Here is a 20,803-nt window from a genome sequence, read left to right on the forward strand (position 1 = left end):
TGTTCTGTAGAAGTGATCGCTGTTGCTTTGTTGATTGTTGAGAAACATGTTTGAAATGCAACACTGAAAACCATTTATGTAGTAAGATGCGAAACTGATTTGTAAACGTTGAGCAATCAACTTAAATTCTTTTGCAAACCATTATATTGCAAGTCCGAAATCTCAGAATTCTAAGTGTAGCTGGGTGTTTCTTGATAGAGAAAGACGACTTGATTTTATGCCGCGATCGTTTGAGGACAAGCTGAATGTTTAGGTCTAGCCGTAAAACTTATAGTTATAGGTCTAGCCGTTCGCTGTACCAAAAGAAAAAACCCTTACCCCGCAAGTGGGTTTTGCTCTCAATTCCACTCGCTTTGATTGGGTTAGAGTTGCTGGTGCGGCTGATTGTTGGAGTTTCCGGAAAAACAGATGAGCTATCAGCGTTTCAGGGCGAACCGCTGAACGTCACCGCCTATCGATTAAAGTATCTCGATCGCGCGGGCAAGATGTTTGACGGGCTTCCCAACCAAGGACAACTGACGGTGAAGCAAAGTCCGGTGATGGGCTATCGGTTGGTGGGCAACCAGGAAAGTCAAGACTGGAAAATTAATGAACAAGGGTTTCGGAGTGATCAAGCGATCGCGCTCGATAAACCAAAAGGCGAAGTCCGAATTTTTGTTTTGGGCGGCTCAACCGCTTTTGGGCAACTCAGTTCTAGCAATGAAGCGACGTTTACCCAAAAACTAGAAGCTCGTCTAAACCAGCAAGTGGCGGCTCAAAAAGCCAATCCTGGTAAATTTCGTCCGGCTGTTCTGCCTTATTTTGCCGATGAGTTAGACAAAGCTCTAGCGCTCCCGCCGCAAATTCGGGAAAATCGCTACAACGTGATTAACGCGGCTGTACCGGGCTATATTTCTGGCAACGAACTGTCTAAGCTGGCGTTTGATGTGTTGCCTTATCAGCCCGATCTCATTGTCGTTCTCAATGGCTATGCTGATTTGCTCGTGCCAAGCACTCAAGAAGGCAGCGATATTCCGGGTACAGAAAGTTTGTTAGAGAGCGCTCCTCGTCATTTACTTGTCGGATTAACGCAGCAGGTCAAAAATTTATTCTCGCAGCTGTTTCTGGTTAAAGCCTTTCAATATTGGGTGCTACAGCCTCAAACTTCGCTCAAACAAGTCATTCCTCCCAGTGAAGGAGATGCGTCGTTGACGCAACGGATGCCTACCGAGGCAGATGAACTCAACCGCCGAGCAGAGCGCTATCGCCAAAATATGGGTCAACTGGCGCGGCTCACGAGTGCCTCAAAAGTTCCGTTGATTGTGGCAATGCAGCCCGAAATTACCAGTCGGGGTGCGAGCCAAACGCCCCGCGAGAAAGAGATTTTGGAGCAACTCGGCTCGCAGTATCCGCAACAGGTGAAAGCGGGATATTCAGAGTTGCAGCGATCGCTGGATCAAGTCAAAAAAGAAGTGCCGCAGGTCACTACGTTTAATTTCTACAATGCTTACGCTGGCTTTAAGGGCGATGCGTTTCAAGACGCGATTCACCTGACGGACGATGCCAACACTGCTCTAGCAAACCGCTTGTTTGACGCGATTTCAAAACAACTCCAGCTTCAACCCAAACCCTACAGCGGGACACAGCCCCCCGCTTCGTGAATATAACTTCTGATAGAAGGATTCTCTTGAAGCGATCCCCTAAGATAGCTGCGGTTGCGGTTTGCGTAATTGCATCGCGATCGCATTATGTTCATGGAGGAATTTCTATATGAAAGGTTTACTATCATCATTGCGCCAAAGCCTACTGCGCGGCATGGTTATCGCATTCGTGGGACTGCTAAGCTGGGTTGGCATGAGTGCAATCTCAGCTAACGCGATCGCAGCGCCGACCGTTGACGATGTGAGCGGACAGCAAGAAGTGATCAGCCCGGACAGCCAGAAGTATGGCTCCCGCGAAGAAGCATATGACAAAGCTGTGCAAGCAATCAAAGATCCGAAAGGTGCAGAGAAAGAATACGAGAAAGACTTAAAAATCTTTAAGAAAGAGACTCCAAACGCAGACAAGGTTATCGAGAATACAGCGAAGGCAGTGAAGAAAACCGTAGGCCAAGAATAACAGCTTGTTGGGTCAAGCGTAATCCTCTCGGTTTTGCTGCTTCAAACGAGTGAACACAGCCAATAATTACAGTGATGAATAAGCCCTGTCTTTGTATGAGCAGGGCTTGTTTTTGTAAATCAGTGGTTCTGAACAGAGACGAAGGGTACCTGCATAACGTTATGCAAAAACATTATGCAAAGAGAGATAAATCCTGCTTACTCTTTCCTCCCTCATCCCGCGTTTTCAGCCTCTTTGCCCGTGTTCCTGTAGAGCTTGGCAACTACAATGTATAAGAAATTTCGCACCCCTTGATTTATGACAGCCAATCCGTTGTGGTACAAAAACGCCATTATTTATGAATTATCGGTTCGAGCATTTGCCGATAGCAATGGAGACGGAATCGGCGATTTTGTCGGATTAACCCAAAAGCTTGATTACTTAGAAGAATTGGGCGTGACTGCCCTTTGGCTGCTGCCATTTTTCCCATCACCGCTTCGAGATGATGGCTATGACATCGCCCATTACACCAGCGTCAATCCGATTTATGGAACGCTCGACGACTTCAAAGCGTTTCTAAAAGCGGCTCACGATCGCGGCATTCGGGTCATTATTGAACTAATTATCAATCACACCTCCGATCAACATCCCTGGTTTGATCGGGCGCGGCGTGCCCCTGAAGGTAGCTCAGAACGGAATTTTTATGTCTGGAGCGACACGGCTGAGAAATACTCGGACACGCGAATTATCTTTCAAGATTTTGAAACGTCAAATTGGTCATGGGATGGGATTGCCAAGGCATTTTATTGGCATCGCTTTTACCATCATCAGCCTGATCTCAATTACGACAATCCCGACGTTCAAGAAGCGGTATTTGAGATTTTAGATTTTTGGATGGATTTGGGAGTCGATGGGTTACGGCTGGATGCCGTGCCATACCTTTATGAGCGAGAAGGCACGAACTGCGAGAACTTGCCCGAAACGCACGCTTACCTAAAAGCCCTACGATCGCACATCGATTCAAAATACCCCGACCGAATGCTGCTCGCGGAAGCGAATCAGTGGGCAGAAGATGCGGTGAAATATTATGGTGACGGTGATGAGTGCCACATGAATTTTCACTTTCCGCTCATGCCTCGATTGTTTATGTCGGTGCGAATGGAAGATAGTCTCCCGATTATCGACATTCTCCAACACACGCCGCCAATTCCTGAGAACTGCCAGTGGGCGATCTTTTTACGCAACCACGACGAATTGACCCTAGAAATGGTCACGGACGAAGATCGCGATTATATGTACAACGTCTATGCTCAAGATCCGATGATGCGGGTGAATGTCGGCATTCGGCGGCGTTTGGCTCCGTTGTTGGGGAACGATCGGCGTCAAGTTGAGTTGCTCAATAGCCTGCTGTTCTCCTTGCCCGGAACGCCTGTGATTTACTACGGCGATGAAATTGGCATGGGCGACAACGTGTATCTAGGCGATCGCAATGGTGTCAGAACCCCAATGCAGTGGACGAGCGATCGCAATGCTGGATTTAGTCGGGCGGCGTCTCAAAAACTGTATTTCCCCGTGATTATTGATGCAGAATATCATTACGTCACGACTAACGTTGAAGTGCAGAGTGCAAATCAATACTCGCTCTTGTCGTGGATGAAGCAGGTTATTGACCTTCGCAAACAGTATGCTGTCTTCGGAAGCGGTGACTTTAAGTTTTTGCCCTCTTCTAATCACAAAGTTTTATCGTTTATTCGCGCGGATCAGGAGAGCAGAATTTTAGTCGTTGCAAATCTTTCTGCGGCGGCACAGTCGGCAACATTTGATCTGTCGCTGTTCACAGACTACACGTTGACTGAAATGTTTGGGCAGACCGAGTTTCCCCCGATCACGGATGATCCTTATCGGCTCAATCTTTCCCCTTATGGGTTTTATTGGTTTGTCATGAAACCGATGTAATGACGCCCTGCCCGCAATTCGCCTATCGCTTGCGCTCTTGTAATTTGCGATAGACGGCGCTCAGATCCACACGGTGATAGGCGATCGCAACGAGGGTGTGATAGAACAAATCTGCGACTTCTCCCGCGATCGCCTCTGCGTCATCGTCCTTACAGGCCATCACCACTTCTGCCGCTTCTTCGCCAATCTTCTTGAGAATCTTGTTGTCGCCGCCGTCGAGCAGTTTGCGAGTGTAAGAGCCTTCGCTCGGAGTATCTCTGCGATCGCAGATGATCGAAAACACTTGTGACAAGGTATCGGCAGGTGGCGGTGTTACCCCGCTATTCACTTGGTGAAAACAACTGCGTTCTCCGGTATGGCAGGCAATATCGCCGCTCTGTTCGACGGTGACTAGCAGCGCATCGCTATCGCAGTCATAGCGGATCGCTTTGACCTTTTGAGTATGTCCAGACGTTGTGCCTTTGTGCCAAAATTCTTGCCGCGATCGGCTCCAAAACCACGTTTCACCCGTTTCCAAGGTTTTCTGAAGCGAGTCTTGATTCATCCAGGCCATCATCAACACAGTGCCGTCGAGATAGTCTTGCACGATCGCAGGTACTAAGCCGCGATCGTCATATTTGATCGTTTCAACGGGAATTGATTGCGCGGAGATGAGTTCAGAAGACATAGCATTCAAAAAATCTAACTTCAAAAAACCTAACGGGCGGCTGCATTGATTATTCTAAGGGGAAATGCTCGGCTAAATAGCGTTTGGCGGTGTCGCGATCGTGGATATCCCCATCCAAGGTTGCCATCAATAGGTGATCCAAGATTTCTTTAAACTGCCGACCTTGCTTGTAACCCAGTTGCTTGAGGTCATTTCCATCTAACGGCGCTTTTACCCGCGACCAACAGGTGAGGTATTGCCAGATGCGTTGCCGAGGCGATTGGCTTCGCCAAGCTCCACCGGATCGCACGGCTACTAGGGTCAACATCGGGACATCATAGGGCTTGAGCAGTTTCACCACTTCGCTGGGTCGAGTTGCTTGGGGCAGCGTTGCTATCAGTTGCGCTTGCACTTGGCAGAGGCTAGTGAGACGCTCGATGCTGTCATGAGGAAGCTGGAGCGTTTGAGCAACAAATCCGCGTTCTTCAGGGGCTAATTGCGCTAGGAGAACTTCGAGCAGCAGTTGCCAGTGAATCAACATCTGCTGCGGATCAAAACGACGGAGCCAGCGATCGACCAGCCGCAACTGCCACCACAATTCGTCATCTAGTTCTAATGTGGGGTGAATGCAGCTTAACGCTCCTAGCTCTGACAGCTTCTTGAGGGCGGGCTTCCAATAAGGCGCTTGCAAGATGTGCTTCAGTTCGGCTTTGAGGCGAGTTTGCAGAGCAGGCGCAATGACTCGTTCGGACTGGCCCGATTGAAATTGCGTGTAAATGCCACTAGCGATCGCATAGCGAATGAATCCTTCAGTTTGCGACTCGATCTCAAATCCAAGCCGCACGGCAAATCGTACGGCTCTAAAGATTCGGGTCGGGTCTTCAATAAAACTATTGGTGTGTAGCACGCGAATGTGCTTTTTCTGCAAATCCAACACGCCGCCGAAAAAATCGAGCAATTCATTCGCACGAGGATGGGTTAACCGCAGTGCCAACGCGTTGATCGTGAAATCCCGACGATAGAGGTCTTGACGAACCGAACTTGCCTCAACTTCTGGGTTGGCGGCGGGATAGGGATAGAACTCCGTCCGAGCGGTGGCAATGTCGATCCAGAGCGAATCGAGAGTGGGATCGTTGTGCCACAGCAGCGCTGCTGTTTGAAATTTTCCGTGAATCTCTAATCGCGCTTGAGGGTAGAGGGCTTGCAGCGATCGCGCTAATTCGACTCCCGCTCCGACATCGGCAGACTGGTGAAAGCCATCGACAACGAGATCAATGTCATTTAGCATCACAGGCTGATCTGGCTCGGCAAGTAACAGATCGCGGACACCGCCACCGACGAGATACAGATGCCATCCGCGCTGTTGGGCTTGCTCAGATGCGATCGCCAGAATTTTCTGCAAAGGTGGAGTCAATCGGCCGAGATCGAGCCGCGCCGTGTGTGAGCGTCCAGGCGATCGCCCAGTCGATGGGTCAGAGGATTTGGAGTGTTGGCTTCCCGCTTCGTGCAACTGCCGTAAAACATCGGTTCGAGTCACAATTCCAACGAGTTGCTCTTGCTCCAAGACGGGAAGCCGACCGATATCGTAAGTGACCATTAACGATTCGATCTCGGGAAGCAGGGTTTCGGGTGCGATCGTTTTCAAATTCGTCGTCATATAGCCCTTAACGGGTGCATGAGAGAATCCGTGATGCAACGCAATATCTAAATCGCGACGAGAAATCATACCCACTAGACGATCAGCATCCACAACCGATAAGCCAGAATGTCCGTACCTCAGTAAAATTCGCTGAGCTTCATCAATTGTCGTTTCTGGTCGAATGGTTCTCACCGGCGAGGACATCAAATCTCGCGCGGTCGGTGGTTGGGGAATCTGATCTCTAAATTGAGCCAAAATCTGATCCAGAAGCGGCTGGGGATCTTCTTCTCGACTCGTTAATGCTGCTGCTTTGGGATGTCCACCTCCCCCAAACGGGCTAAGCACCGCATTGAGATCCGTTCCTGAAATGTGCGATCGCGCAATCACCGCCAGCACATTTCCACCGTCTCGGCACGCCGCCCCCCGACAATAGTGATGCGCCAAAAATAGGGCGTCCATATCTGTCAGTTCCATAATTCGGGAGGCAAGGCTTGAGAGTCCCGGCACATAGTCCTCAGTCTGAAGCACGACCCAGGCGATCGTTTGCCCGCGAATGGTTTCGGACTGTAACTGCTCTAGCGCCTGACCCAAAAGCTCTTGCAGTTGAGGAGAAAGACCGGGATCGACGTACTCTGCGATCGCGCTTAGACTTGCATCTTGAGTCATGAGCCACGCTAATGCCGCTGCATCCCTAGCTGTTGTGTGATCGTAGGTCAGCGAGCCAGTATCGGTGTGAATGCCGAGTGCCATCACCGTTGCTTCGCTGGGTGTGAGTGAAATCGACTGAGCTTGCACGATCTCCGCAATCAGCGTGGTGATTGCTCCAACCGAATCAAAATGAACTTCTGTTGCGGGAATATCACTGTCAACGCTTTTGTGATGGTCGTAAATAATAATGTCAATGTTGGGCAGATCGATCCACTTTGCAGTAGCACCGATGCGATCGCGGCTTTGGGCATCAACGATCGCGATCGAGCGAATTAAATCTGGATTCACTGATCGCGGCTCGATCAAAGGATATTCATCGCGGTGGAGCGCCAAAAAGTCCCGCACAGCAGGATGGGCACCTCCTGAAAGGACAATCCGCGATCCCGGACGCAAGCGGCTGACCCCAACGGCAGCACCTAGGGTATCAAAATCTGCTGTGGTGTGACATAGAATCAAGTCCATCATTTCTGATAAGTTACTTAGTGATAGTGAAAACGCAGTTTCAATAACTGCCATAACTGGATTTAATTTGCTGTTTAGGGAGAAGGAAATGTCGATCGTATTTCAAATTGCATTAACTGCGCTGGTTCTCTTCTCGTTTGTCATGGTGATTGGCGTTCCTGTTGCCTACGCTTCACCAAGCAACTGGGATCAATCGAAGCGCTTGATTCTGCTGGGGTCAGGAATCTGGTTTATTTTGGTGATTACTGTCGGGGTTCTAAACTACCTCGTGGTGTAAATTTGCGTGTGCAGGGTTGCGGTCGTGGGGAAGAGATTTTAGTATTTCAACCCCACCCCTCTATTCTTCCGTCCTGCTAAGATAAGTTTTTCTAAACTTTCTTTGCTAAATGTTAAGGTCTAAATTAGTAAACCGGATTAATCCTACCAAAGCCGACGGATCTCGCTAGGTTTGAGGAGGCATCCTGAAGCAGGTTCTCACCCCCAAAGGCAGAAAATCTGTTTAAGCTATCGGTGTGCATCACGTTGGTACTCAAATTAAACAATGGCTATTTTTGAAGGAACATTTGCTCAAACCGATGGGTTACGGTTTGCGATCGTTGTAGGTCGCTTTAATGATTTAGTGACGGGAAAGCTCTTAGAGGGCTGTCAAGACTGTCTCAAACGGCACGGAATTGATGTCAACCCTCAAGGAACTCAAACCGACTATGCCTGGGTTCCCGGCGCGTTTGAGTTGCCTTTAGTCGCGCGTCAGCTTGCCATGTCCGGTCGGTATGATGCTGTCATTTGCCTGGGCGCAGTGATCAAAGGGCAAACGCCTCACTTTGATTATGTCTCGGCTGAAGTGTCTAAAGGCATTGCAGCGGCTGGATTTCAAACGGGCGTTCCTGTCGTCTTTGGCGTATTGACGACAGACACCATGCAGCAAGCCTTAGAACGAGCCGGCATCAAGAGCAATTTAGGCTGGGAATATGGCATGAGCGCTTTAGAAATGGCCAGTCTGATGCGTCAAGTCAAAGGTGCAGTGCCAAATCCCTACGCTAATTCGGACTATAGCAATCCGGACTATGCAAACTCAGCCGCTGCAAACTCAGCTATTTCCTCCGCTGGACATCACACTCTTCCTGCTTCAACAGTACATGTTTCAGAGGCCTCTAATCAGCCGCTTTCGTAGCCGCGAATGCCGCGAATCCACACGATTTTGCACGTGCTACGGCAGGTGATCGGGTTCTAGAAAGGCGTCTCAAAAGGGCGTCTTTTTAAATTTTGTTTGAAAATTCCCAGCAACCGAAGCTCTAAAAAGGATCGCAGAATTTTTCTCATCCAGACATCCTCGTCCACTCTATGCTATAAACTACAGTAATCTTGTCGAGAAACCGGAGATTAAAGATCAGGGATGAAGGATGAGGAATGGAAAGTAGTCAAAGTCGTTGTGAACTGTTGATAGCGTTTCTCGCCTGCTTGTATCCCAATTCTGGTTATCCCTCATCCCTCATCCCTCATCCTTCATCCCTTAAGAGATCGCCGTGGCCATCACAGTTCAAGACGTTTCTAAGCAGTTTGGCAGTTTTCAAGCCCTTGATCGAGTCTCGCTAGAAATTAAAAGCGGTTCTCTAGTGGCGCTATTAGGTCCGTCCGGGTCGGGCAAATCGACATTACTGAGACTGATTGCGGGTTTAGAGATGCCAGATTCTGGAAAGATTTGGCTGACGGGAGAAGACGCCACCGATCGCAGTGTGCAAGAGCGCAATATTGGATTTGTGTTTCAGCATTACGCGCTGTTTAAGCATTTGACCGTGCGTAAAAATATTGCCTTTGGGCTAGAAATCCGCAAAGCGTCAGCCAGCAAAGTAAAGAAGAAAGTTGAAGAATTGCTGGAGTTAGTGCAATTGAGTGGACTGGGCGATCGCTACCCGTCTCAACTCTCTGGAGGACAGCGCCAACGGGTTGCCCTAGCGCGAGCCTTAGCGGTGGAACCTCAGGTTCTCTTGCTCGACGAACCGTTTGGCGCACTCGATGCCAAAGTGCGTAAAGATTTGCGGGCATGGCTGCGGCGACTGCACGATGAAGTCCACGTGACAACCGTGTTTGTCACCCACGACCAAGAGGAGGCGATGGAAGTCTCAGACGAACTAGTGGTGATGAACAAAGGCAAAGTCGAGCAAATTGGAACGCCTGCCAATATTTACGATCATCCCGCCAGCGCTTTTGTCATGAGCTTTATCGGACCGGTCAACGTGCTGCCCAGTTCGTCACACATTTTTCAGAACAACGGGTTTGACTCTGCCCATCCAGAAATGTTCTTGCGTCCTCAAGATGTGTTGATCGAAACCTCTCCCAATGGCAGCACGGTTTCCGCTAGAGTCACTCGTCTGATTCATCTGGGCTGGGAGGTCCAGGCAGAATTATCTCTTGATGACGGTCAGATTGTCACAGCGCATTTGACCCGCGATCGCTTCGATCAGTTGAACTTAGCGCCTCAACAACGGGTATACGTCAAACCCAAAGATGCAAAGTCTTTCCCGCTCTACTACTCGATCTAGCTGAAGGGATGAGGGATGAAAGATGGCTTGATAGCGCTGTGCGAGCAGGAATTACCTACAGCAGTGCTGACACAAGAAATGAGGAATGTTGAAGTTTTTACTTCATCCCTCATCCCTCATCCCTCCCCTAGCTCAGTAGTAGAATGATGGAGTCTAGAAAATATTGCCTCTGCTATGGTGACGCTCTCGCCCGAACTCAAAGCCCGTCTCTCTCAGCCTCTCAAGATAGGACATGTTGAGGTCAACAGCCGAGTGCTGCAATCGCCCCTTTCTGGAGTGACAGATTTAGTGTTTCGACGGTTGGTGCGCCGCTATGCGCCCGAGTCGATGATGTATACCGAAATGGTCAATGCGACCGGATTGCATTATGTCAAGCAGCTTCCGATCATTATGGAAGTCGATCCGAATGAGCGTCCCATTAGCATTCAGCTATTTGATTGCCGTCCCGATTTTTTGGCAGAAGCCGCCCAGAAAGCGGTTGCTGAAGGAGCCGATACGGTCGATATCAATATGGGTTGTCCGGTCAATAAAATCACTAAGAATGGCGGCGGCTCGTCATTGCTCAGGCAACCTGAATTAGCCGCAGAAATTGTGCGATCGGTGGTTGAAGCCGTTGAGGTTCCGGTGACAGTCAAAACGCGCATCGGCTGGACAGAAAAAGAAATCAACATTCTTGACTTTGCTCGCCGCATGGAAGATGCAGGCGCAAAAATGATCACTGTGCATGGACGAACTCGTGCCCAAGGCTATAACGGCTCTGCCAAGTGGGAATGGATCGCCAAAGTCAAAGAAGTCCTCTCAATTCCGGTCATTGGTAACGGTGACATCTTCTCGGTCGAGTCGGCGGTGCGATGTCTAGAGCTAACCGGAGCCGATGGCATCATGTGTTCACGGGGCACGCTGGGCTATCCGTTTTTGGTGGGCGAGATTGATCACTTTCTCAAAACAGGAGAGGAAAGACTTCCCCTCACGCCCGTTGAGCGGCTAGAGTGCGCTCGTGAGCATTTGCAAATGCTGTGGGAATATAAGGGCGATCGCGGCGTTCGGCAAGCCCGCAAACACATGACGTGGTATTCCAAAGGCTTTATGGGCGCGGCAGATTTGCGCGGACAGTTGAGTGTAATTGAGAATGTTCATCAAGGGTTGGACTTGATTGATACCGCGATTACTCGTCTCAATCAATCTGGGTGGCAAGCCGAAGCGGAACCTGAACTCATCGCGCTGTAAAACGATAAACGCAATGTGTTGTATAGCACTTTCGTTATGTCGGATCTTCTGTCACGCTTGTGTGAATTTGTAGTGAATCTATCAGGATCGAGCAGTTGCTTTAAGCTCAGTCACACTGATTTAGCATTGTATAAATCGCGATCGCTGTGCCTGTACTCTTGAACTGACTGTGAAGCTACTAACTCTTTAGCGATGAGGAACGAGATGTTATGCCATTTACACTCATTCAAGGTACGTTTGAGCCATCGAGTGGAATACCAGATGGAGATTCAGTCCGTTTCAAGGCAGATGACGATACGCTATTCGACAAGTTAGGTGGAAGAGTCGAGTTCAAGAGCGAAGGACAAGTGCAACTACGCTACGAAGGCATTGATGCGCTTGAAAAAGCGGCGAAAAAACCCTTTTCGTCAGACGCCACCGACCGCAACATCGAGCTACTTGGAGGCAAAAAGGCTGGGTTGCCAGGATATATTCTTTCTGGCAATGCCGATGGAAATGGGCGTCCTGTTTGCTTTGTCTTCGTTGGCAAACCTCCAAAATGGGACAATTCCGATCGAGGAGAGGAGCTAACCGCCGATTTGTTGCGGGAAAGCATTAACTACAAGCTCCTTCAAGAAGGATTTGTTTACCCCATGTTTTACGAGACGCTTTACAAAGAGTTGCGCGATGTGATGGCTGCGGCAACGGAGAAGGCACGAGCAGAGAAGGCAGGAATTTGGAAGGCGGATCGCTCAAATCAAGGCGTTGAGATTGACATTCCTCCTAATTTGGCAGAATTACCACCTATTTTTCCGAAGTTGTGGCGGCGGCTGGAATCGTTTTATCAACGTCCTTCTAACCGCGACAAAACATTGAAGCAGTTTGTGGCAGCGCTATCACGAGGCAAAGACCGACTCTTTACCATTCCAGATCAACGCTCGATCAAGCTTTCCACAGCGCTGAAAGTGAGTGGAAATAAACTGACAATGCTATATAAACCAGAGGAGATGGTATTTGAATCGGATGTTCGGATTGAGCGAGTGATTGCAAGTATGACGACATCCACCTTTTAGAAACACTGGTTGTAGGACTGAGGGCATTGTCCAGCGATCGACAATGCCCGTCGATCCCAATTCATCCAGCCCAACTTGCAGAAGATCATCTTTAGACCTCTTCCATAAACACGACCGATGAGAATGACAACGGAGTTAGTAGGTCTGGAAGCTGACAATCAACGCTGAAATCATTAAAATTTGGCGATAAAACTATCATTTCACCCCTAACGGCATGACTAAGACATCTATTACTGATGCCAAAAGAAGAGTTTCAAAGCGTCATTTTGCCCTTGGAGTACTGATAGCAACTTTCTTCACTCTCTGCTTTACAGCTAGGCTAGTCCCAAGCCCCACAAGCGACAGGGCTATTTTTGTTTCTGTAGCCGAGTATCTACTTTCAGGAAATCAGCTCTACATAGATGTCTACGACAATAAAGATCCTTTGTTTTTTTACGCTGTGTCGCTGCAGCGAGTGTTTGGAGGGATAGGTGAATACCTATTTGAGTTGCTAATGGTAGTTATAGCAACAGTATCTGCATACGACATCTCGTGCATGATTGAGTGCACTCACACGATGCGTAAAAGAATTTTGCTGATTGCAGTACCTCTGCTTGTAACAGGGGCTTTCTGGCTTCCAGGATATACTACTCTGCCTGGTACAGCGCTCAGCTTATTGGCCTGCTCTTTCTTTCTTAGAAAAAAGATGCTACTTGCTGGTGGATGCATAGGATTAGTGGCTTTCACGAAATTAATCGCGTTTCCTCTGCCGGCTGTCTTCTGCCTTACCTATGAGCTTATTCTTTGGGATAAACAAGTTAGCCGCGAAAATCTCAAGCGCTTAATTACAGGATTCACGTCTGTTTCTGCGATAGTCATCGTCATACTTCTCACTAGGCATGAATTACTTGGCTATCTGCAAACTCAGCAAAATAACTTCTTCTATTCTCAAAGTCTACTGACAGACAACAGTTCCTTTGTAAACTCTTTTGCTTCACATCTTCGGACGATGTTCCTAAGATCCCCTAAGACATTGCTTCTGCTATTTTCATTAATCGCAAGCATGGGTTTCTCTGAATACATAGCAATTCAATCCAGGATTGAGAGAAAAATTAAGGCTTTTTTGATTGGTACACTCGCAACATGCATTATTTCGATAATCGTATTAGGGCTGACAGGCATATGGGAGCATCACCTGTCGCTGATATACTTCTCGCAAACTCTAATGCTTATCTGCATAGCAATAAGCATTAATTCAAAGAGGATCTTTGCTGGTTCATTATTCGGAATTGTAATAGTAGTTTCGGCCATCCTGCTTAGTGGGACACCACGTGTTACTAGCCATTATGCTGACAACCCAATGCAAATAATCCCAAGGATTGCAGCCTTGACTCAACCCTCAGTTGACTTGAAGGCGTTTAGATCTATGTATCCAAATGGAACAGGATTTGCGAGCCTTGGTCAGAACACCAATGTAATGCCACATGGAGCAGCCAATGACAGACTTATGTGCCCGGACTTCCATCAATATGCTTGGTACTCTCCTGAAAAGCTTAGGCATATTCTTGACTGTGCCAAAACAGCACCGACCCTTGTTGTTGATAGAAAATTTGTGCGTTTGGAGGAAGCACCTAACTTTTGGCCAAGGGAGGCTCAAAAACAAATTCTGCTAAAGAATTGGAATGATTTTGTGACGGCAGGGGAACGTATAATTCAAACCCAGTACTGGTGCAAGAATCTAGAGAGCATGAGAATTTGTAGCAGAGAACGACCAAAATCTTAATAGTAGCTAAGTGACAGAACCTCCGTTTGCATGACAATAACACGAGGCTACTTGGCTACCTGGTGTCTTGAAAGCAGTCCTTTCATCAAGAGATCATTTTTCATCAATCCGTTTTTGTAATTGCTTGATCGCTTGATACATCTCAGACAATCGGCTGTAAAGGATGGATGATTTTAGAAAAACCTTGTGGTCTACCGCAGGATAGCCAGATACGGTTCGACCCGCCGGAACGTCTTGTGTGACACCTGCTTTTGCAGATACGATCGCGCCGTCCCCAATGGTGATTTCATTTCCTACCCCCACCTGTCCTGCCAGAATCACGCGGTTTCCGATTGTGGTTCCGCCAGCGAGTCCGACGTGAGCCGCAAACGCGCAGCCATGACCAATCTGACAACCGTGACCAATCTGCACTAAGTTATCAATTTTGGTGTTGCGACCGACGCGCGTTTCACCCACCGCAGGTCGATCGACGTTTGAATTTGCCCCAACTTCAACCCCATCTTCTAACACGGTGTAACCCGATTGCTCCATCTTGAGCCAGCCCTCGCGGGTAGGCACAAACCCAAACCCTTCAGAACCGATCACCGCACCGCAGTGAATCACGCAGTCTGCCCCGATTTGAGTCCGTTCCTGAATGGAACAGTTTGCATGTAATACTGTGCGATCGCCGATTTGCGACTCTGGATAAATCACTACATTCGGATGAATGATGACATCATTGCCCAGCTTAACGTTTGCGCCAATCGCAACATGAGCGCCAATCGCAACGTTTTGACCAAGCTGGGCAGATGGATCAATGACGGCGGTAGGATGGACGCTAGGAGAAGGTTTGAAGGGTTGATAGAACAGCGCGATCGCTTGGGCAAAGGCCAGTCTTGGGTTGCCAACCTCAACCCAAGCAATCCCTCGTTCTGTAGCATTGGTCTGGAGAGTTGGATTCGCAGGCAAAATCAGCGCGATCGCTCCAGTGGTTGAAACTTTAGCCGCATGTTTTCCACCATCTACATAACTCAATTGGTGGCGTGTTGCTTTGTCGATCGCGGCAACTCCAGCGATATCTGGATCGTTGTCATTTATGCTGAGACTACTATTCGTAGCCGCATTGCCCAATTTATGAACGAGGTCGCTAAATTTCATTCAACCCTCTCTAATCTCCAAGAATGCAGCACACTCGACATGCGCGGTTTGTGGAAAGAAATCCGCTGGTTGAACTCTCATGAGCTGATATTGTGCATCAGCACACAAGAGTTTTAGATCTCGTGCTAAGGTCGCTGGGTTACAACTGACGTAAACAATGCGCTTAGGTTTCGTATCTCGCAGCGTCTCGATGATAGAAGCATCACATCCCTTTCTCGGCGGGTCGAGGAGAACAATGTCTGGATCGACATCTAAAGTAGAAAAAACTCGTTCAACTGGGCCAATGTGAAACTTAACGTTTTCAATGTGATTGAGACGAGCGTTTGCTTTGGCTTGGTCGATCGCTTCTGGCTGGATTTCAAGCCCAACGGCGTATTTGACTTTTCGCGCGATCGGCAGCGTCAACGTCCCCACTCCGCAGTACAAATCCGCTACGATCTCTGTTCCCTGCAAGTTCAACTCATCGACAATCACTTGAAACAGGGCTTCTGCCGATTCGGTGTGAACTTGAAAGAACGTGTCAGCCCGAATCTGAAAGGTTAAATCTGAAAATTTTTCTTCTAAGTAAGATCGTCCCGCGATGATGTGAGTGTCTGATCCAAAGATGGCGTTGGTGCGATCGCGGTTGACATTGAGTGAGACGCCGACTAAATCGGGATAGCGCTCTAACCATTGCTGCGCTTGCTCTTCAAGTCCGGCTAGGTTCGTATCGGTTGCTACCAAAATCAGCAGCATTTCTCCAGTTCGACGCCCAATTCGCAAACCGAGATGACGCAACTTGCCGCGATGCAGTTTCTCGTCATAGATGCCCCAACCGCGATCGTAGAGGTCTTGCTTAACCTCTGCCAACAGGGGATTCAGTCGCTGATCCTGAATCGGGCATTGATTCAAATTAACAATCTGATGCGTTCCTTTCTGGTAGTAGCCCGCCTGGAGTTGGCCTGATTGCGATCGCGAGAGTGGATACGTCACTTTGTTGCGATATCCCAACGATTCAGCCTGCAACACTTCACCGACTGGAGGCTGACTGAATCCGCCAATTCGCTCTAGTGCCTGAATAATTTGATTGCGCTTAGCCACGCGCTGATAGTCGTAGTCTACGTGCTGCCACTGACAGCCGCCGCATTTGTCCGCCACGATGCAACTCGGACGAACCCGATGCGGAGATGCTTCGATAATGTCGTGCAGTTTGCCTTGAGCGTATTGTGGCTTCACGCGCAGCAATCGCACCACTACGCGATCGCCGGTCACTGTGTCAGGCACAAACACTACACGCTCGCCAGAGCGCCCTACTCCATCGCCGCTGTCGCTCAGATCGGTGATGGTGATTTCAACCAATTCTCCTTGTCTCCAGCGATCTTCTGGGGACTCGGCGGGATGGAATTCTAAATTTTGAGTCACAGGAGATCCCGTTGAATAAAATGAACAGATTCCATTGTCGCTTGTCTATTCACACTATGGCTGAGTTAGAGTCTATTCTGAAATTTATTGAGACGATCGAGCAGGCTAATCCAGGCCAATCGGTGTACGAAATTGCGAATCGGTTGCGCGGCTATACGAAGCCAGACTACACCACACGAGGATGGACGATCGCGACGGGCTATCAGCAATCTTTCATTGATGGAACGCTGAATCAGACTGTTGTTTTAGCGGGTGAACTGACAGATTTTGGGCATTTCATTGCGTCATTGTCCGATCAAGTGATTCAGCCTGGACTTAATTTTTCTGAGTGGACGGGTGATCATACGTCTTGGGCGGGGGATGTTGGATCTGCGATTGCTCTCTATCAAACTCAATCGAATAAATTTACAAATCTTGAAGAGGCGTTAAATCGGTTTGCTTCCGATTCGGACTATGTGGCGGATGTAGCAGCGTTTGTAGTCGGTAAAATGGTCAATGAATCTTCAATTTCTCAAGCGATTCAACACTACGATTCGAGCCGCTATTCAGATCACGTTAGGACATTTCTGAAAACTCGATTTGCGCTTTCAATCAACGGAAATGAATTAAAAAATCCTGCCAAATTAGAAGCCGATGTTCGTAATCAAGTGTATCGATATTTGGAATTATCGCCCAATACTGGAGTCTTGAAATCCCTTAAGGACGTGGTTAGCCAGAGAATAGGTCGAGATGTGCAGCTTGAGCGTGATTCTTTAAGCGCAGATTTACTGCAAGGAGCGCTTCATTTTCTACGACATTTAACTAAAAAAGGCGAGTTAGATTCTTTGAAGTTTAAACCCTACAAGTTAACTCAAGCGCCTTGGTTAGGAACAGTTGACTACGACGTAACCGTATCCAATTAAGGTTCGTTCTTTTGAATCTGCTCTTTCACCCATTTGCGAAATGCTTTAAGCGCTGCACTTTGCCCTTCCAATTTGCTTTGACGAACGAACCGAGGAATAGCATCACTCACAGGAAGAGTCGGAAATGTAGGGCTAAGCTGGGATTGAATATATCGACCGTTTTGAAGAACGTCAATCCTTAATTTGCCATTGTCGTAGCGCCACAATTCAGAAACGCCTAACGCTTGATAAGCCTCTAGCTGAGTTTTAGACGTAACATCAATTTCAATGGCTAGATCTGGTGGCGGATCAACTGCTAAATCGACTCTAGATTTTCCTCGCATCAGTTCAGGTTGCCGAATATAGAAGCAATTATCTGGCTCAATCCCATACTCCATGTCTTGTCGTTTGAAGGTTGTAGAGCCAAAACACTCACGATCGATATCTAACTCTTCTAGAAGAATTTTTACCAAATCTCCGATGATCTCTTTGCTAACCTCATGTTCTGGCAGTGGAGCCACAATTTCTAACATTCCTTTGCTGTATGCCAAGCGCGTATTACGATGTTCTCCCAGTTCATCTGCGATCGCTTCAAAGTCTTGCCAGTTCACATCGCTCAATACAACTCGTTGTCCTGGCAAAAGTTCGATTTGTCGAAGGTGCAGTGTGACCATTTCTAGCTCTCCAGTATTTTGCTATGAAATGATTAGCGGAACGAATGACCGTTTGAGCGGGTCTTTCTGAAGTGTACGCTCTGCGCTTAGAGCTAACCGATCGCAGCAACTCAGCATATCTCTACAACCCTTAGTGTGGCATTCTCGAATCCTGTTTCTCAAGCTATTTGTTACGTTTTGTCAAGGCAAATGAGAAAACTCTCTTCCTTTAAGTGGCCGAAAATAGCTAAACTACTAAATGAATTCTGAGATACCGCAATTAAATATGAGCGTAGTTAGCCAAGTTATCTTACAAGCCGACGACGAACTTCGTTATCCAACGAGGGGTGAACTCAATGGTATAAAGGACTTTTTCACGACGGGAGTACAGCGCACCCGCATCGCTGCAGTCTTGTCTGAAAATGAGAAGAAGATTGTAGAAGAAGCCAGCAAATCCCTCTGGAAGAAGCGTCCTGACTTTATTTCTCCGGGCGGCAACGCTTATGGAAACAAACAACGGGCACTTTGCCTGCGCGATTATGGCTGGTATTTGCGCCTTGTGACCTATGGTGTGTTGTCGGGAACCACCGATCCGATTGAGAAGATTGGTGTTGTGGGAGCGCGGGAAATGTATAACGCGCTAGGTGTTCCGGTTCCGGGCATGGCAGAAGCGATCGCATGTCTCAAAGAGGCAGCGACTGGTTTACTCAGTCAGCCAGATGCGGCTGAAGCGGCTCCTTACTTCGATTACATTATTCAAGCGATGTCATAGAGCCAAGACCAGTTAGACAACTAAATACTCGTGTTTTCCTCGCTAGTCGCAGGAGTTTGTGTTAGAACTTCCGTGACTGGCGAGGAAAATTTTTATATGAGAGCCGTTCAAGCCGTTCAAGCCGTTCTAGAGTTTTGGTTTGGCGAGGAGTTGAAGCCACGCAAGGCTTGGTTTGCTAAAAACTTGCAGTTTGATCAAGAAATTAGGTCGCGCTTTCTGTCCCTTCACACTCAAGCGGCAGCGGGAGAACTGGCAGATTGGAAGAACTCTGCCGAAAGCTGCTTAGCGCTGGTGATCGTGCTTGATCAATTCTCTCGCAACATGTTTCGCGGTCAGCCAGCAGCATTTGCCAGCGATCCAGTTGCATTAGAGGCGGCAAAGCACGGCATCGCCCACCAATTCGATCAGCAGCTTCCGCCCGTGCAGCGACAATTCTTTTATTTTCCGTTAGAGCACACTGAAGATCTGGAATTTCAACATCAGTCCGTGAAGCTATTTGAGCAATTTAAAGATGATCCGGCGTTAAGCGATAGCTATCAATTTGCTCTGAGACATCGGAAAACTATTGAACAGTTTGGGCGCTTTCCCCATCGCAATATGATTTTGGGACGCTCATCTACCGTTGAGGAGCTTGAGTTTCTGAAGCAGCGAGGTTCATCGTTTTAAGTGATACGAGAATTGTAAATTGTAAGTTTTTCTTGCGGATTTCTATATGAATGCTCCTAACGTTACACCGACTAGAGAACAGATCGATCAGACTAAGCGATCGATTGAGGGTTACATTCAAAGTCTCGATCGCAATCCTGAGCGGCGCGAGGGAGCGTATCCGTACTATCTGTTTCACGACGCAGGACAGCCGATTCGCGGCACAGTGATGATGTTTCATGGCTTTAGTGCCAAACCGCATCAAATGTGGAGGCTGGCAGATTATCTGTTTCAGAACGGCTTCAATGTATATCAGTGCGCGATCGCAGGACATGTTCTGATCAATCCTGCTAAAAACTGGTGTCAAGTCGATCTCAAGCCTCCCTATGCCGATCCGTTGAAAGCCAAGATTGAGCGCGATCCGATTCTGCAAGACTTCTTTAGAAACTTTGCCAATAGCCCAAATGCGGCTCGTCCCGGCTTTCTGCAACAGGTTGCACTGATGGCTCGATTGGTGGCAATTGAGCCTCGGTTGCTCGATATTATCAAAGCGATCGAGTCCCCTGACGATCCAGATTTTGACAAGTACTTTACTTCATCCCATCTTGGCTACCTCAACGAAGCTCAAGCCAGACTCGAAGAACTTCAGGCGATGCCGGGAGCTATTTATACGGTTGGCTTATCGGTTGGTGGAGCCGTCGCGCTAGGACTGGCAGCGTCGCGACCCGATCGCGTCCGGGGTGTTGTTGCCTATGCGCCGTTGATCAGAATTCAGGGTAAAGAGCGGAGGCAATATGTGAATCTAGCGGGGCCGTTAGATATTAGTGAGTCGGGATGGGACCCGAACTTACGCTTTCCAGTTGGGGCGTTGACCGCTGTCGATCGCTTTGGCAGTAGCGTTGTGATGAGTGACTCGTCTGTGCGATCGCTGCAAAACATTCCAACTTTTATGGTGCTAACCGAGAATGAAGACGCGGCAGACATTGAAACGAACAAGGCGTTTTATCAAGATATCAGTGGCGATGAAGGCAGGAATGCTTTTTATCTTTACCCTTCAAAAGACCAAGTTCCCCATCCGATGGTTGACCCGACCGAAGTGAGTCAGAACATGAGCAACCATTTTTGGCAGAGCTTGTATCAGGAAACATTCCGATTTTTAACCCAAGGTCGAGCTAACATTGGCAACATGAGCAGTTTAGGACAGGCGCAAGACGTTCCCACTGTTCCAAATGTCAGTTGAACAACA

The 20,803-nt window shown here is 48.3% G+C and carries 18 protein-coding genes; 13 read left to right on the forward strand and 5 right to left on the reverse strand.

The genetic code is table 11. The features are described from left to right. The first annotated feature begins 245 nt into the window (after positions 1 to 245). The 3 genes from AC5JLB_RS06185 to treS all read left to right on the forward strand — a co-directional run bounded on the left by AC5JLB_RS06185 (position 246) and on the right by treS (position 4,032). The gene (locus AC5JLB_RS06185) at positions 246 to 1,640 is read left to right on the forward strand and encodes an SGNH/GDSL hydrolase family protein (protein WP_495872972.1); all 1,395 of its coding nucleotides are present in this window, start codon (positions 246 to 248) and stop codon (positions 1,638 to 1,640) included. Between the two features lie 109 nt (positions 1,641 to 1,749). Next, positions 1,750 to 2,097, forward strand: coding sequence for a hypothetical protein (locus AC5JLB_RS06190; RefSeq protein ID WP_495872973.1), 348 nt, complete (start codon positions 1,750 to 1,752; stop codon positions 2,095 to 2,097). A gap of 297 nt (positions 2,098 to 2,394) precedes the next feature. After that, positions 2,395 to 4,032, forward strand: coding sequence for a maltose alpha-D-glucosyltransferase (gene treS / locus AC5JLB_RS06195; RefSeq protein ID WP_495872974.1), 1,638 nt, complete (start codon positions 2,395 to 2,397; stop codon positions 4,030 to 4,032). A gap of 22 nt (positions 4,033 to 4,054) precedes the next feature. Here treS and hisIE read toward each other — a convergent pair whose 3' ends face one another. Together hisIE and AC5JLB_RS06205 are read right to left on the reverse strand one after the other, a co-directional pair. Then, positions 4,055 to 4,699 (reverse strand): bifunctional phosphoribosyl-AMP cyclohydrolase/phosphoribosyl-ATP diphosphatase HisIE, encoded by a 645-nt coding sequence (gene hisIE, locus AC5JLB_RS06200; RefSeq protein WP_495872975.1) that lies wholly within the window; start codon positions 4,697 to 4,699, stop codon positions 4,055 to 4,057. 49 nt (positions 4,700 to 4,748) lie between these two features. Then, positions 4,749 to 7,490 carry a CBS domain-containing protein gene (locus tag AC5JLB_RS06205; protein ID WP_495872976.1) on the reverse strand — a complete coding sequence of 914 codons (2,742 nt, stop codon included), beginning with the start codon at positions 7,488 to 7,490 and terminating at the stop codon, positions 4,749 to 4,751. Between the two features lie 85 nt (positions 7,491 to 7,575). Between AC5JLB_RS06205 and psbZ the strand changes: the two genes are divergently transcribed. From psbZ to AC5JLB_RS06235, 6 genes are all read left to right on the forward strand, one after another. Beyond that, the gene (gene psbZ / locus AC5JLB_RS06210) at positions 7,576 to 7,764 is read left to right on the forward strand and encodes a photosystem II reaction center protein PsbZ (RefSeq protein ID WP_495872977.1); all 189 of its coding nucleotides are present in this window, start codon (positions 7,576 to 7,578) and stop codon (positions 7,762 to 7,764) included. A gap of 264 nt (positions 7,765 to 8,028) precedes the next feature. Then, on the forward strand, positions 8,029 to 8,658 hold the full coding sequence (ribH, locus tag AC5JLB_RS06215) for a 6,7-dimethyl-8-ribityllumazine synthase (RefSeq protein WP_495872978.1): 630 nt from the start codon (positions 8,029 to 8,031) through the stop codon (positions 8,656 to 8,658). Positions 8,659 to 9,010: 352 nt separating this feature from the next. Then, positions 9,011 to 10,027 carry a sulfate/molybdate ABC transporter ATP-binding protein gene (locus tag AC5JLB_RS06220; protein WP_495872979.1) on the forward strand — a complete coding sequence of 339 codons (1,017 nt, stop codon included), beginning with the start codon at positions 9,011 to 9,013 and terminating at the stop codon, positions 10,025 to 10,027. 174 nt (positions 10,028 to 10,201) lie between these two features. Beyond that, positions 10,202 to 11,254 (forward strand): tRNA dihydrouridine synthase DusB, encoded by a 1,053-nt coding sequence (gene dusB, locus AC5JLB_RS06225; RefSeq protein ID WP_495872980.1) that lies wholly within the window; start codon positions 10,202 to 10,204, stop codon positions 11,252 to 11,254. A gap of 209 nt (positions 11,255 to 11,463) precedes the next feature. Then, positions 11,464 to 12,306: a thermonuclease family protein gene (locus AC5JLB_RS06230; protein WP_495872981.1), complete on the forward strand. Its 843-nt coding sequence runs from the start codon at positions 11,464 to 11,466 to the stop codon at positions 12,304 to 12,306. Positions 12,307 to 12,520: 214 nt separating this feature from the next. Then, the gene (locus AC5JLB_RS06235; protein ID WP_495872982.1) at positions 12,521 to 14,068 is read left to right on the forward strand and encodes a glycosyltransferase family protein; all 1,548 of its coding nucleotides are present in this window, start codon (positions 12,521 to 12,523) and stop codon (positions 14,066 to 14,068) included. A gap of 93 nt (positions 14,069 to 14,161) precedes the next feature. On the opposite strand, the gene lpxD is transcribed toward AC5JLB_RS06235, so the two are convergent. Further along, positions 14,162 to 15,205 carry a UDP-3-O-(3-hydroxymyristoyl)glucosamine N-acyltransferase gene (lpxD, locus tag AC5JLB_RS06240; RefSeq protein ID WP_495872983.1) on the reverse strand — a complete coding sequence of 348 codons (1,044 nt, stop codon included), beginning with the start codon at positions 15,203 to 15,205 and terminating at the stop codon, positions 14,162 to 14,164. Next, positions 15,206 to 16,606, reverse strand: a complete 1,401-nt coding sequence (gene rlmD, locus AC5JLB_RS06245; protein WP_495872984.1) for a 23S rRNA (uracil(1939)-C(5))-methyltransferase RlmD — start codon at positions 16,604 to 16,606, stop codon at positions 15,206 to 15,208. 56 nt (positions 16,607 to 16,662) lie between these two features. On the opposite strand from rlmD, the gene AC5JLB_RS06250 reads away from it, so the two are divergent. Beyond that, positions 16,663 to 17,508 carry a hypothetical protein gene (locus AC5JLB_RS06250; protein WP_495872985.1) on the forward strand — a complete coding sequence of 282 codons (846 nt, stop codon included), beginning with the start codon at positions 16,663 to 16,665 and terminating at the stop codon, positions 17,506 to 17,508. On the opposite strand, the gene AC5JLB_RS06255 is transcribed toward AC5JLB_RS06250, so the two are convergent. Next, entirely contained in the window at positions 17,505 to 18,161 is a 657-nt protein-coding gene (locus AC5JLB_RS06255) for a Uma2 family endonuclease (RefSeq protein ID WP_495872986.1), read from the reverse strand. The two genes, AC5JLB_RS06250 and AC5JLB_RS06255, sit on opposite strands and share 4 nt — an antisense overlap. A 265-nt stretch (positions 18,162 to 18,426) precedes the next feature. On the opposite strand from AC5JLB_RS06255, the gene apcD reads away from it, so the two are divergent. The 3 genes from apcD to AC5JLB_RS06270 all read left to right on the forward strand — a co-directional run bounded on the left by apcD (position 18,427) and on the right by AC5JLB_RS06270 (position 20,797). Further along, positions 18,427 to 18,912, forward strand: coding sequence for an allophycocyanin subunit alpha-B (gene apcD, locus AC5JLB_RS06260; RefSeq protein ID WP_495872987.1), 486 nt, complete (start codon positions 18,427 to 18,429; stop codon positions 18,910 to 18,912). A 96-nt stretch (positions 18,913 to 19,008) separates the two neighbouring features. After that, on the forward strand, positions 19,009 to 19,578 hold the full coding sequence (locus AC5JLB_RS06265; RefSeq protein WP_495872988.1) for a DUF924 family protein: 570 nt from the start codon (positions 19,009 to 19,011) through the stop codon (positions 19,576 to 19,578). A 46-nt stretch (positions 19,579 to 19,624) separates the two neighbouring features. Continuing rightward, a complete protein-coding gene (locus AC5JLB_RS06270; protein ID WP_495872989.1) occupies positions 19,625 to 20,797 on the forward strand; it encodes an alpha/beta hydrolase in 1,173 nt (390 codons plus the stop codon). Positions 20,798 to 20,803 lie beyond the last annotated feature (6 nt).

It is taken from the genome of Myxacorys chilensis (genome assembly GCF_059505265.1).